Raw genomic sequence first — 12,249 nt, 5'->3', positions numbered from 1 at the left:
CAATTGCGGTACTTTCCCTTGGCTTGGAAAATACTTTGATGATTGGTGTAGTGGAAAAGTTTTAGGCGAAAAGTTGGGGATAATATATCGATTTGAGGATTATCAGAGGATTACTACCGTAGGGTTGTTTATTATAATTTCTCACATTAGGGTTGCCTTATTTTAAATTCAATATCCCCACCTTTAGCTCTTGCCTCTCTGACCTTAAGTTGCAAATCATCGGGTAGAGAATCTATTGGTACAATAAATCCATCGAATTTGACCAGTTCATTAAATGGATTCGATTCCTTCATTCTTTGTGTAGAAAATTCCGGGCTGTAATGCCACATGCCAAACAAATCCTTGATTTCTCTCGCTTTATTGGATACTGTTGAATTTTTGGTTCCAAAGTATTCGCTGATTTGTTCAGCCGTCAAATAGGGTTCAAAGGATTTGTCAAATAAAAAATTTATCGAACCGATAGCATGAACAACTGCTGCTGCCCAAATCTCAGGTTTTCCTCTTTGGAAAGGTACATCTCTTTTTCGGCCAAGTTTTTTAATAAGCTTTTCGCACAACTGTAAATAGTCATCATTCAAATTTTGTCTGCAAAATGCTCCTGTCATTTCTAAGAGCTCTGCTTCTCTTTGTTTTATTTCTGGTTTAGTCATCATTTAATAATGAACAAATCGTTGAATATCGTTTATTTTGTCACTTTATCAATAATACGGATTTTAGTTTATTTTTTTATGTTCCACGTCAAGCAATTGATTATTCCAGTGTCCTTTGCAGGTTGATTACTTTTGATAGTAATTATGTCCTTATTGGGAAAAATCTCTTTTGCCTTTTCAATTGCTTGGTTGTTTGTTTTTTTATCAAAAATTGGCAGAAAAATGTGGTCTTTAAGTTCAAGGTAGTTGAGATAAAGTCCTGCGGCATCATTTACATCTTCATTGTCATAAATGTCAAACGGAAATACAGTCCATTTTAATCCTGCATTATTCAGCGCTCCCAAGAAGTCAATGTAATCCTTCTGCTCCTCTCTGCTAAAGTCATTAATCAAAACAGTGTCATTGGATATGAATCTTGCCATTCCGTCTGAATGCCCAAGCCAATCGTCTTTCTCTACTGGAACAAAAAGAATCTCATTTATTTCAAGTAAGTTTTTCAGTTGTTCAATAAGTTCGAGTTCTGGAATGCTCTTGTTTTCTATAAAAACCTTGGTGGTCATAAGAACTTTATTATCCCATTTTGAAATGTTTCCACCATCTAAAATAATGTCAGATTTGGTGGTTTCAATGCCAATCGCTTTACAAATTGCATCAGCGTCTGATATAGTCCTTGACCACTTTTTTGTTGAGGTTAAATAGTCAGGTCTATAAGTAAATCTCACAAACGTTTTATCCGACACCTGGATTGGCATATAATCCACAGCCCAAACATCTTTGGTGTTTGGAAGTATCCCAAACGGAATTTCAGCTTGTTCAAGTTTGAATACAAATTCTTTAGCAAACTCAGGGTACTTGTTTGATAGGGTGTCGGCTAAAAAGACGAAATTTGTTTGAGAATCGGTTATCATTGTTTCCAAATAATATTAGCTCGTTCAGTTGAATAACCTTGTTCAATCAGAGCATTATATATTTGGTCGGGGTTAATTGATAAGTCTAGTTTATTCATAATGTGATTTTTAAATAGCTCTTACTGTCAGGTATTTTATAGAATGGCCCTTAGAGATAGCTAAAATATAACTTGGAGTAGTGAAGTTTCTTGTTTCACTTCGCAAAATTAACTTGTTCTAGGATTTTGTCTTTAATCTGGGCTTTGAGGGCATTTTTGGTAAACAAATCAACTTTCTTATTGAAAATATTTTCCAAAAAAAGTTCAAGTGTGAAAAACTTCCATCCAATAGGTTTCTCAAATTCCACTAAAATGTCAATGTCACTTTCTTCTGAATTTGAATTGTCAGCATATGATCCAAATAAACCAATTTCTTTAACTGAAAAATCTTTGATTAGAATTGGTTTCAATTCAGCCAGTTTAGATAATATTTCGGCTTTTTTAACCATAGTCCAAATATAATTAATTTAGAATGCCTGTTTCTCTGTTTTTTAGGTTGTATTTGGCAATGGTGTTTATAATGTCGGGAATATCTACCCCAACTCCCCCTTCTAATCCAAAAACTCCAACAATCCCCCAATCCCCAAAAACTCCTTTTCCATCTCCCCCTGTTTCAATAAAATCCGCAATGGATTCTCCTCAACTCGGATTTGTACAGTTTGAAGCTTGTCGATTGAAATGTGCTTTTTCAGCGCAGCCTGAACCCATTGTACTGTGGCTTCAGGCCCTTCGATCTGAATAGCAAATTCGTCAATTTTAGGCTGTACTTTTCCGCTTTTGGGATTAAAAGAGAGTCGATCTGACGGCAGTAAAAGATTGATCTGACCATTGATTATCAGGTCTTCAGGCAGGCCTGTGACCAAGGGCTGTCCACACTGCATCAACCAAAAAACATCAGCTGCTTCTATAGCGATTTCCAGGTCATGGGTCACCACCAAGACGGCTTTTTTGGATTCCTTGGCGATTTTTCTGAGAAGGTGCATGATTTCAAATCGGTTGACCAAATCCAAGTGGGCAGTAGGTTCATCCAAAATGAGGATTTCCCCATCCTGGGCCATTGCCCGTGCAATCATCGTTTTTTGCAACTGTCCGTCACTACATTCACTCAAAGGCTGATTGCGGATATACCCGATATGGGTCTGGGAAATGGCCTGTTCCACCTTGTTTTGGTCTTCAATGGATAACTTCCCCAACCAACCTGTATGCGGAATCCGTCCCAAAGCCACCAATTGCCCAACGGTAAGATTTCCCGTGGTTATTTTCTCAGTCAGGACGACTGCGATTTTTTTTGCCAGGGCTTTTTGGGAATAGAATGTCAAAGGCTTCCCCTCCAAAAAAATCTCGCCACCCAGTGGAGACACCTGCCCCATAATGGTCTTGATCAAAGTTGATTTCCCCACCCCATTTGGACCTAGAAGGCAGGTCAGTTTTCCTTTTTCAAGGTTGAAATTCAAGTCTTCAGCAATTGCTTTAGACTTTTTGCCAGATTGATACCCTATATTAAGATTTTTACTTTGTAAATTAACCATGTTGGGGCATATAGCTAATAAGAAAGTGCCACATCAGAATGTGTCAGTTCATATTGTAAAAGTCCCCTCAAACTTAAATCTTCATCCAGTTTTTCCCAATGAACACCATCTTTGCTTATAAAGTATTTTTCCAAATCTTTCAATCCTGCATTTTTTAAGTTCTTGAAGTCAGAAATTTTTCTCTTCATGACTTTTTTATTGTTCAAAACAAAAAGTAAAAGATCCAAATCAGGATAAAAATTAAGCCCTACAATTTTCAGTTTGTGGTTTTGTATCAAAATATCCAAAGAATCAGGTTTGAAAATGTAATCTTCAATATCACCTTTTGTTTCTGTGGAACTCAATTGATCCAAATACTCAGTCGTATGTTTACTGATTGAACGTTTCATACCATTTCATTTTTTTTAGGTCATAGTTCTCATTTACCAATGCCAGGATTTTTCTTAGTTCATTCAATTTAAAACCATAATTTGATCAATATATCTGGTTCTAAAATAATTTTAGCCTCTGAATCTGCTTTTAATACATGAATTTGAATTGGAGGATGGTCATTGCTATAAATATAGAACCGATATCCATTATTTTCAAGAACCTTAACCATATTCAAAAATACATAAATACAACTAAAATCACGAACCTGAAGTTGTTATCCGATTTTAGAGGTAACCTAGTCATGGCTTTTTATGATTCTATATTTTCCAACTAAGTTATTTTCTTGAAAAGGCACTTTTGGTCTTCAGATGTCTCATCCGATAGCTATCGGATTCGACATGACAAGGATAGATCCAATCCATTATCTAACATTTCTTGATACGAAAGCATCTTTTATAAAATATCTTATGTCTTGCATCTTGTCTCTCTGTCTCAAATCTCACGTCTCACATCTAGCGTCTCCCCTAAAATTCCTTCGAAAAATTCCTCCTCAAGATCAACCAAATTACCATCGGGGCACCGACCAAGGAAGTCACCGCATTTATGGGCAGGGTTTGGGCACTTCCTGGCAGCTGACTGATGGCGTCACAGACCAATAGTACGATGGCACCTATTAGGGCAGAGGCAGGGAACAGTACGCTATGGTCGCCTGTTCGGAAGACCAATCTTGCCATGTGCGGCACTGCAATGCCAATAAAGGCAATCGGTCCACAAAAGGCCGTGGCAGAACCGGCAAGTATGCCTGTACTGATGATCATGGTCCAACGCAGTTTGTTGATATTGACACCCATACTTTCGGCATAGGCTTCACCAAGCAGCATGGCATTGTAAGACTTGAGCATCAGCATCATGGGTATGATTCCTATTAGGGACGCAATCAAAAAACCGATCAATTGATTGGTTTGGGTGCTACCCAAACTGCCCATGGACCAAACTGTAAACAGCTTCAATTGCTCGGCATTGGAAAAAAACGCCAAGAGGGATATCAATGCGGATACGGCAGAACCAAACATCAAACCAACGATCAACAAAGTCATGCTGTCTTTCACTTTCCATGCCGTCAGGCTCATCAACAATAAAACCAATACAGCGCCTGCACTTGCAGAAATAATGATTGCCCACAAGCCAAGCCCACCCGAATAAACCGACCAGCCAAAAGCCGAACCTGCCATAATCAACAACGCAACACCCAATCCGGCACCCGAACTGATTCCCAAAACAAATGGTCCAGCAAGAGGATTTCTGAAAAAGGTCTGCATTTGAAGACCACTGATAGATAAAGTGATTCCTGCCAAAATCGCAGTAAATGCTTTTGGAAGCCGATAACCTATTACAATGGTCTCCCAAGACCTTTTGGAAAATTCCTGCCCGAAAAATCTACCAATTACCTCCCCAACAGGAATAGCCACCGAGCCAATGGATAAATTGACCCAAAATACCAGAATGCATAGGAACAATCCGCTGGCAAACAAAATGGTATTTGGGGATTTATTTTTCATGCAGTTGGCTGTAAAAATAAAGCGAATAATCCGGTAAAATCTCCGGGTACAGTATTTTGATCAGATCCTGTAAAATCAGGTCAGGCCTCAAATATCCCAGCTCGAAATACGCTATTCCTCCTGTCGGACCTTTTTTGGAAGTGTAGGTATAAACATTCCCTCTTTGAAAAGGCTGGAAATGGGTGTACCTGGGATCGGCATTTTTCATATCATCAAGACTGCTGAAATCAGAGGCCCCTAACCAGTAATCGGCATCCTGTGCATTTTCCAGAACATATTCATAACTCAATTGCACACTTCCTGTTCCTTTTTGCTCTTTGAAAAGATAATCCCCTCCAGCCGCTTCCAGCAACCTTGCCCCCCAAGAATCACTGCCTGGGACATACCAGATATCTTTGTACATGACGCCTGCCATTACTTTTGGTTTGTCGCCGATATTTTTCGAAACCAGCTTTTCAGCTTCAATATAATTGGCTTCAATGTCTTTGAAGGCTTTCTCTGCATCTTCAAATTTCCCCAATAAGGCACCTGTAAACTTAATCCATTCGGCACGGCCTAAAGGATGTTGCTCTACATATTCTCCATTGAGCAAAGTCGGGATTTTGGCTTCTTTCAAGATCTCCAGGTTTTTGAGGTCATCACCCAAAGTTGAAATCATCACCCAATCCGGTTCTAGGTCAATGATCTTTTCGATATTGGCCTGAGCTCCCGAACCCAAATCCATCACTTTACCTGCATCTATCAATGTTCTTGTTTCTTTGGAAGAAATCAAATCCAAATTTGGAAAACCTGCCAGCATTTCTGAAACTCCAAGATAGTCCAAATGAGGAATGTGCGTGGTGGAAGTCATGACGACTTTGGAAATGGGCAATTCGACTACAGCATCAAAACCTGATTTGTCCAGTTCCAAATCTGCCTTTTCTACCACTAAATACCTGAAGGGTTTATGTTCACCCGGAAAAGCCTGATTGACTTCAATCACCCGAAATCCTTCCCCTTGAAATATAGCAAAGCCTTTGGCATATTGGTTGGGGAGCTCGATGAGCTCAGCTAAATCGCTTGATTTTTGGGATTCACAGGCTGAGTACAACAAGCTAAAAAAGAGTAGAATGAAAAGAGAAAATTTATTGGGCATAGAAATATTTCTGGGAGGCTAATTCCCCAAATATAGAAAGGATCAATCAATGATGTTAAACAAATCACCTTTTCACTTAAACAAAACCCCTCAATGATATAAATCCTTAGTGTTTCATTCACTATGTTTGCAACGGAAATTGGTTCCCGAACCTCAATCAGGCACTCGGGATTAAAAGGGAATCCGGTCAAAATCCGGAGCTGTCCCCGCAACTGTAACCCCATCCCGACTGATTCGGGATAGTAATTTACCCTCTTCAAATGCCATTGCCCCGAAATAATCGGGATGAGAAGGCCGGTAAATTCAGGGAAGCCAGGAGACCTGCCTTTTTTCTCAGTATTCAAAGCTTTCGGGTGAAAGGCTGGGATGGAAAATGGAACTCAAAGGCAGTTTTTGAACCTGATTCTCTATCATTTTGAGGACGCTTCAGCAGCTTGTAGGTTTTAAAATTTATCTCAATTCATTTCTCGTAATGGTTTTGGATTAAATAATTATCAGACATTATTTAATTCTCAAGGCATTGTATTTATTGATGGTTTATATTTTTCACAGCACCTTACTGTGGATGACAGACTCTATCCACTATCAAAAAGTGGATAGAGATAGTGCTATCTTACAGGTTTATCCAATGCTTGGACAATATCAAGTGCCTTGTACAGAATCGGATACCGTTCAGCTCCCTGAAGTGGAAATTTTTACTCCTGCCTTGGATAAATATACAATCGGCCAGCATGTGCAGGTCATATCTGAAAAAGAATTGGAACCCTTTCAGGGGCTTGCCTTGGCTGAATATCTTCAGCAAAGAACAGGTCTTTTCCTCAGACAATATGGCCCGGGAATGTTGGCTTCCTTAACAATGCGAGGTACCTCTGCTGGCCACAATGCTGTTTTTTGGAACGGATTGCCCATCAACAGTCCTTCCCTGGGGCAGGCGGATTTCTCTATTTTGCCAGTAGGAGGGTTTGATCAGGTAGCTGTCCATTTTGGAAGTGGAGGGGCTTTGTATGGGACTGATGCCATTGGGGGTGCCATACATTTGAACAGCAAACCAAAGTTTGGCGGTGGTCATCAGGTTCAGGTTGCTTCTTTAATTGGGAGTTTTGGCAGGTGGAACCAACAGGTTCAGTATGGCTATTCAAATGAGAAATTCTCTTCGAGAAGCAGATTTTATAGGAATTTTTCCCGGAATGATTTCCCATTCCGAAACCTTTCAAAAATGGGCACACCTGTGGAATTTCAGGAAAATGCCCAAGTCGAACAATGGGGCGTCATGCAGGATTTGGCTTGGAATTTAAATTCCAAAAACCAGATCAGCACTGCCGTTTGGTGGAACAAAACAGATAGACAGATCCAACCTGTCATCGGATCAAATACCAATGACACCCAGCAGGACCAAAACTTAAGATGGGTTTTGGACTATTTTCATTTTGGGAAAAACAAAATCTGGAATACCAAGACAGGATTGGTCAAAGATGAGCTGATTTTCAATATCAAGGCCATCAATAAAACCACCCAATATTTTATTGCCACTGATCTGGATTGGGATATACATCCGAAGTGGAAATCCAAAAGTGGCATAAGACATACCTACATTACAGGCGACCTTGATACTTATCAGGTTTCTGAATCCCGCCTGGAACTTTATCAATCCAACAATTTTCACCCGAATGAAAAGCTGTCTTTTTCCGTCAACCTCAGACAGTTGATTTATGAAAGAAATTGGGCACCATTTACTCCTAGTCTAGGTGGAGAATGGAATGTCTGGAAAAATAAGACACAATCTTTCCTGCTTAAAACATCCTTTGCAAGGAGCTTCAAAGTCCCAACATTGAATGATAGATTTTGGGTACCTGGCGGAAACCCTGATCTTGAATCTGAAAAAAGTTGGAGTGGTGAAATTGGCTTGAAGCATGTAATTGTCAAAAACAATTTTAACTTTGAACAGCAAATCACCCATTTCAGGATGAGCGTGGACAACTGGATCATCTGGTTGCCCAATGGTTCGTTTTGGAGCCCACAAAATATCCGTAAAGTCAATAATTCAGGCTTGGAATACTTTCTCGATGTCACCCAACAGTTTGGGGAATGGAAACTTGGCCTTTCAGGAAATTATGCATGGAACCAAGCCATCAACCAAACCAATATTTCTGAAAATGACAGAAGTAAAGGAAAGCAATTGCCCTATACTCCTGAGCACAAATTACAATCCATGTTTTTGGTAGAAAAAGGTGTCATCAGTTCATTTTTGAATACCCAAAGAGTAGGTGAACGTTTTGTTGCTACCGATAATGCCTCTAAACTCAACCCTTATCAGCTTTGGGATGTGGGAGTAAATTACCAGTGGACCCTAGGAGGAAAAGTCTCAGGAAATTTTGGGGCTCAAATCAATAACTTATTCAATACAGATTATCAAGTATTGCGGCTAAGGGCCATGCCTGGAAGAAATTTTCAATTCAATTTAAATATCACAATATGATTCGCTTTAGAATATTTACAGCTTTTTGGGTTTTGGCATTTATTGCTGTTTCCTGTACCGAAGACGTACCAGAGATCCCATTAGGGGAATTTGAAAAAGGGGTATTGATCATCAATGAGGGTGCTTTTGGTGCCAATGACGGGGAGGTTTACCATTATGACCCTGTATCAGGAGATATCAAGAACGATATTTTCGAATCAAAAAATGGAAGACCATTTGCCGGCCTGATTCAGGATTTGTTAGAAGCTGACGGAAAAATGTACCTAGTAGCCAATACTGGAAAGGTTGAGATAGTCGATCCCAAGGACTTTGCAAGTTTGGGTGCTGTGGATACTGACCTGAATATCAGCAGATCTATTGCAATTGCCAACCAAAAATTATATATCAGTGACTACGGGCCCTATGATGAAAACTTCAATAGCCCAAACTCTTATGTTGCGGTAGTCAATGGGCTCAATGGTGGCGCAGTTTCCAAAAAAATCCCTGTTCCAAGTCAACCGGAAGGGTTGATTGTAGCGGGTAATTTTCTTTATGTTGCTTGTTCTGCAGCCGAAAAACTCCAGGTTATTTCATTGGCTACAGATGCAGTCATAAGCAGTGAGGATGTGGAGGGAACTCCTGCCAAACTGAAGGTCATAGATGGCAGATTATATCTTTTTGCAAGGGATGCAGGTAACATTTATTTCCACGAGATCAACAGGAACAATTTTAATATCCAAAATACGATCAAGATTCCCTTGGCGAATGCCACATCTAATTTTGCAATTGGCGAAGGGGGTGATGCATATGTGATAACTTCAACAGGTTGGCCGGATTACAATGATGCTGTGGCCAAGGTTTCCATGAATTCCGCATCTGTGGTCAATCCATCTCTTTATACAGGTTCAGGACTCTATGGGATTGGTTTCCATCCCGTCAGTAAGGAAATCTATATTGGTGACAACAATGGTTGGCAGGGCAATGGTACTGTCATCGTAATCAATGGATCCGGGCAAACAGTTAAAACCATTGATGCAGGCAGGGGACCATCAGGATTTGTGTTTAAATAAAAATCTCTATATGCGCTATGTTTCTATGCGGTAAAATTAATTACCACATAAAAACATAGAACACAATAGTACTAGTATTAGCAGTTGTAAAATTTCAATTGAAGCTTTTAAATCTTTCTATTCGGGTTTAAAGAGAAGATTTTTAAAAAGCAGTGTGGTCTTCCAATAAAAATCAGGTGTTTTTGAGCTTTCTTTCAAAAAACACCTGACCATTGGTTTTGATGTGCTTAATCAATCCTTCATGGTTAATCTGATGGAAAATGGAAAGATCAATTTTGTAAGGTAATAATAGGTCATCCAGTTCATTTTCAATCTTTAAAAGTTCGGTCAAAGTCAGGTTCTCCCCAATAAGCGTTAAATCAATATCAGAACCGTTTCTGAAATTCCCGATAGCTCTTGAACCATAAACAACACATTTCTCAATGTTCGGATATTTTTTCAAAACACCTAAAATTGATTCTATAGTTTTATTTGAAAGTCCAAATTGATTCATTTTCTTTTATCCTTAATTTCCAGCATTTTCTCCTCAAATTCTTTGAACAGTTCAAAATACCTTTCGATAATTTTTTCAGTTATTTCAGAAGCAATGTCCTCATTATAGGTATGTGAAGTTTTATTACGGCTTTTGATCATTTCCATCCAACCCTCGCCATCCTGAACCAAACCAACCTTAAATGCTTCCCTTGAAGCATCTCTGGATCCGATAATTTCTGAGTTTCCTTGAAAGAAAAAATAATCTTTTATTACATTCCAGGCCAATTCATGGGTAAATTCAAATGCCTGTATCAAGCCTTGTTTTTCGAGGTCAGTCAATTCTCTTTCCTCCGCAAGCTTTACCGCATTTTCCGACTGGATTAAGGCTTTAAGGTAATTCTCAAACCTTTGTTCCCATCTTGTATTTTCCATCATAGAATTAGATATGAATTAAAGATAACCAAAATTAATGCATATTTGATGAAAAAAGAGGATGGAACCCAAATGGAGAAAAAATTCGGATTTATTGAAATGACTTAGGTTTCTACTTTGCCCCAGCAAGTAAATAAAGCACCGCCATCCTTATAGCTACCCCATTTTCAACCTGTTGGAGGATAATGGAATGCTCGCTGTCGGCCACATCAGAATTCAATTCCACACCTCTGTTGATGGGACCGGGGTGCATGACGACGATTTCTTTGTCCAATCGGTCCAGCATTTTTCTGTTTATTCCAAAATAGAGGGAATACTCTCTGAGCGAAGGAAAATACTTGATTTGCTGTCTTTCCAATTGGATCCGCAGGACATTGGCCACATCACACCATTGCAACGCTTTTTCCACATCATGCTCGATTTTCACACCAAGACTTCCGATATGCTTGGGTAATAAGGTAATAGGGCCACAGACCATCACTTCTGCCCCTAATTTTTGAAGGCAAAAGATATTGGAAAGCGCAACTCTGGAGTGAAGGATGTCTCCGATGATGGCTACTTTTTTTCCTGCGACATCTCCCAGTTTTTCGCGGATGGAGAATGCATCCAATAGGGCTTGAGTGGGGTGCTCATGCGTACCATCCCCAGCGTTGACGATATTGGCTTTGATATGTTTGGATAGGAAATGCGGAGCGCCTACACTGCTGTGTCTCATGACCACCATGTCCACTTTCATGGACAGGATGTTGTTGACGGTATCAATCAGGGTTTCCCCTTTTTTGACAGAGGAATTTGAGGAAGAAAAATTGATAACATCTGCAGAAAGTCTTTTTTCTGCCAATTCAAAGGAAAGTCTTGTTCGGGTGGAGTTTTCAAAAAATATATTGGCAATGGTAATGTCTCTCAGGGAGGGTACCTTTTTGATGGGTCTGTTAAGCACCTCCTTGAAATTATCCGCAGTTTCAAAAATGAGTTGAATGTCTTCTGTTGAGATGTCTTTGATTCCTAGAAGGTGGCGGGTGCTGAGTTGTGACATATTTTTGCTTATGCTTTTTCTGTAATCCAAATAGCGTCCTGTTCAAATCCATTTTCTTTCCATTCTACCGAGACGTATTGAGTTTCCAAGGTATTGACCTTAAAACCACAATAATCCGGCATAATGGGATAATCTCTTGTATATTTCCTGTCCACCAAAATCATCAGCTCCACTTTTTGAGGTCTGCCAAATGCAATCATCGCATCCAAAGCCGCTCTGACTGACCGGCCTTTATAAAGTACGTCATCGATAAGGATTACTTTTTTTCCTTCTATAAGGAAATCAATTTTGGTCTCATTGGCTTTCAGTGGGAAATCCCGTCGTCTAAAATCATCTCTGTGAAAAGTGGCATCCAAATACCCAAATGGTACTTTGATCCCAGAGATTTCTTCCAGTAAGTGTACGATCTTGTCCGAAACAATCGGACCGCGGGGCTGTAAACCCAATAAAACTGTATTCTCAAAAGTGTCGTGATTTTCTATCAACTGATGGCAGAAACGCTTGAGGATGATGGATATTTGCTGTTGGTCGAGGACAAGTCTTTTTTGCATGGCGTCGCTTTGGTTGCAAATATAAAAAGATTAAAGGTTT

Annotated in this window: 14 protein-coding genes and 1 riboswitch; of the genes, 2 read left to right on the top strand and 12 right to left on the bottom strand. The window is 39.5% G+C overall.

Features of this window, described 5'->3' with window-relative positions; genetic code table 11:
* Positions 1-146: 146 nt before the first annotated feature.
* The 8 genes from HMJ38_RS03570 to HMJ38_RS03535 all read right to left on the bottom strand — a co-directional run bounded on the left by HMJ38_RS03570 (position 147) and on the right by HMJ38_RS03535 (position 6,191).
* Positions 147-653 carry a DUF6398 domain-containing protein gene (locus HMJ38_RS03570; RefSeq protein ID WP_228779860.1) on the bottom strand — a complete coding sequence of 169 codons (507 nt, stop codon included), beginning with the start codon at positions 651-653 and terminating at the stop codon, positions 147-149.
* A gap of 65 nt (positions 654-718) precedes the next feature.
* Positions 719-1,558, bottom strand: a complete 840-nt coding sequence (locus tag HMJ38_RS03565; RefSeq protein WP_194972989.1) for an agmatine deiminase family protein — start codon at positions 1,556-1,558, stop codon at positions 719-721.
* Positions 1,559-1,751: 193 nt separating this feature from the next.
* A complete protein-coding gene (locus HMJ38_RS03560; protein WP_228779859.1) occupies positions 1,752-2,006 on the bottom strand; it encodes a nucleotidyltransferase family protein in 255 nt (84 codons plus the stop codon).
* 141 nt (positions 2,007-2,147) lie between these two features.
* Complete coding sequence (locus HMJ38_RS03555; RefSeq protein WP_194972987.1) at positions 2,148-3,125, bottom strand: ABC transporter ATP-binding protein; 978 nt, start codon at positions 3,123-3,125, stop codon at positions 2,148-2,150.
* Between the two features lie 14 nt (positions 3,126-3,139).
* Positions 3,140-3,514 (bottom strand): DUF2442 domain-containing protein, encoded by a 375-nt coding sequence (locus tag HMJ38_RS03550; RefSeq protein WP_194972986.1) that lies wholly within the window; start codon positions 3,512-3,514, stop codon positions 3,140-3,142.
* Between the two features lie 68 nt (positions 3,515-3,582).
* Positions 3,583-3,726, bottom strand: a complete 144-nt coding sequence (locus HMJ38_RS25740; protein WP_194972985.1) for a DUF4160 domain-containing protein — start codon at positions 3,724-3,726, stop codon at positions 3,583-3,585.
* 295 nt (positions 3,727-4,021) lie between these two features.
* Positions 4,022-5,056 (bottom strand): iron ABC transporter permease, encoded by a 1,035-nt coding sequence (locus HMJ38_RS03540; RefSeq protein ID WP_194972984.1) that lies wholly within the window; start codon positions 5,054-5,056, stop codon positions 4,022-4,024.
* Complete coding sequence (locus HMJ38_RS03535; RefSeq protein WP_194972983.1) at positions 5,046-6,191, bottom strand: ABC transporter substrate-binding protein; 1,146 nt, start codon at positions 6,189-6,191, stop codon at positions 5,046-5,048. Before HMJ38_RS03535 ends, HMJ38_RS03540 begins: the two co-directional genes overlap by 11 nt.
* A gap of 123 nt (positions 6,192-6,314) precedes the next feature.
* A riboswitch (cobalamin riboswitch) is annotated at positions 6,315-6,534 on the top strand.
* A gap of 222 nt (positions 6,535-6,756) precedes the next feature.
* Here HMJ38_RS03535 and HMJ38_RS03530 point away from each other — a divergent pair.
* Together HMJ38_RS03530 and HMJ38_RS03525 are read left to right on the top strand one after the other, a co-directional pair.
* Complete coding sequence (locus tag HMJ38_RS03530) at positions 6,757-8,667, top strand: TonB-dependent receptor (protein ID WP_228779858.1); 1,911 nt, start codon at positions 6,757-6,759, stop codon at positions 8,665-8,667.
* Positions 8,664-9,716 (top strand): YncE family protein, encoded by a 1,053-nt coding sequence (locus tag HMJ38_RS03525; RefSeq protein WP_194972982.1) that lies wholly within the window; start codon positions 8,664-8,666, stop codon positions 9,714-9,716. The genes HMJ38_RS03530 and HMJ38_RS03525 overlap by 4 nt, the downstream gene beginning before the upstream one ends.
* 172 nt (positions 9,717-9,888) lie before the next feature.
* Here HMJ38_RS03525 and HMJ38_RS03520 read toward each other — a convergent pair whose 3' ends face one another.
* From HMJ38_RS03520 to pyrR, 4 genes are all read right to left on the bottom strand, one after another.
* A complete protein-coding gene (locus HMJ38_RS03520; protein ID WP_194972981.1) occupies positions 9,889-10,209 on the bottom strand; it encodes a nucleotidyltransferase domain-containing protein in 321 nt (106 codons plus the stop codon).
* On the bottom strand, positions 10,206-10,625 hold the full coding sequence (locus HMJ38_RS03515; protein WP_194972980.1) for a nucleotidyltransferase substrate binding protein: 420 nt from the start codon (positions 10,623-10,625) through the stop codon (positions 10,206-10,208). Before HMJ38_RS03515 ends, HMJ38_RS03520 begins: the two co-directional genes overlap by 4 nt.
* Before the next feature lie 109 nt (positions 10,626-10,734).
* The gene (locus HMJ38_RS03510) at positions 10,735-11,658 is read right to left on the bottom strand and encodes an aspartate carbamoyltransferase catalytic subunit (RefSeq protein WP_194972979.1); all 924 of its coding nucleotides are present in this window, start codon (positions 11,656-11,658) and stop codon (positions 10,735-10,737) included.
* 8 nt (positions 11,659-11,666) lie between these two features.
* Complete coding sequence (gene pyrR, locus HMJ38_RS03505) at positions 11,667-12,209, bottom strand: bifunctional pyr operon transcriptional regulator/uracil phosphoribosyltransferase PyrR (protein WP_194972978.1); 543 nt, start codon at positions 12,207-12,209, stop codon at positions 11,667-11,669.
* Positions 12,210-12,249 lie beyond the last annotated feature (40 nt).

The sequence above is a fragment of the Aquiflexum lacus genome (assembly GCF_015476655.1).
In the GTDB taxonomy this organism is placed as follows: domain Bacteria; phylum Bacteroidota; class Bacteroidia; order Cytophagales; family Cyclobacteriaceae; genus Aquiflexum; species Aquiflexum lacus.
Note: the sequence above shows the minus strand (reverse complement) of the source record. Positions and strands in the feature narration are given on the sequence as shown.

Bases quoted from the DNA above. Each gene is read 5' to 3' on its own strand.
- HMJ38_RS03570 (WP_228779860.1), bottom strand. From the start codon at position 653: ATGATGACTAAACCAGAAATAAAACAAAGAGAAGCAGAGCTCTTAGAA.
- HMJ38_RS03565 (WP_194972989.1), bottom strand. From the start codon at position 1,558: ATGATAACCGATTCTCAAACAAATTTCGTCTTTTTAGCCGACACCCTA.
- HMJ38_RS03555 (WP_194972987.1), bottom strand. From the start codon at position 3,125: ATGGTTAATTTACAAAGTAAAAATCTTAATATAGGGTATCAATCTGGC.
- HMJ38_RS03550 (WP_194972986.1), bottom strand. From the start codon at position 3,514: ATGAAACGTTCAATCAGTAAACATACGACTGAGTATTTGGATCAATTG.
- HMJ38_RS25740 (WP_194972985.1), bottom strand. From the start codon at position 3,726: ATGGTTAAGGTTCTTGAAAATAATGGATATCGGTTCTATATTTATAGC.
- HMJ38_RS03540 (WP_194972984.1), bottom strand. From the start codon at position 5,056: ATGAAAAATAAATCCCCAAATACCATTTTGTTTGCCAGCGGATTGTTC.
- HMJ38_RS03535 (WP_194972983.1), bottom strand. From the start codon at position 6,191: ATGCCCAATAAATTTTCTCTTTTCATTCTACTCTTTTTTAGCTTGTTG.
- HMJ38_RS03530 (WP_228779858.1), top strand. From the start codon at position 6,757: ATGACAGACTCTATCCACTATCAAAAAGTGGATAGAGATAGTGCTATC.
- HMJ38_RS03525 (WP_194972982.1), top strand. From the start codon at position 8,664: ATGATTCGCTTTAGAATATTTACAGCTTTTTGGGTTTTGGCATTTATT.
- HMJ38_RS03520 (WP_194972981.1), bottom strand. From the start codon at position 10,209: ATGAATCAATTTGGACTTTCAAATAAAACTATAGAATCAATTTTAGGT.
- HMJ38_RS03515 (WP_194972980.1), bottom strand. From the start codon at position 10,625: ATGATGGAAAATACAAGATGGGAACAAAGGTTTGAGAATTACCTTAAA.
- HMJ38_RS03510 (WP_194972979.1), bottom strand. From the start codon at position 11,658: ATGTCACAACTCAGCACCCGCCACCTTCTAGGAATCAAAGACATCTCA.
- pyrR (WP_194972978.1), bottom strand. From the start codon at position 12,209: ATGCAAAAAAGACTTGTCCTCGACCAACAGCAAATATCCATCATCCTC.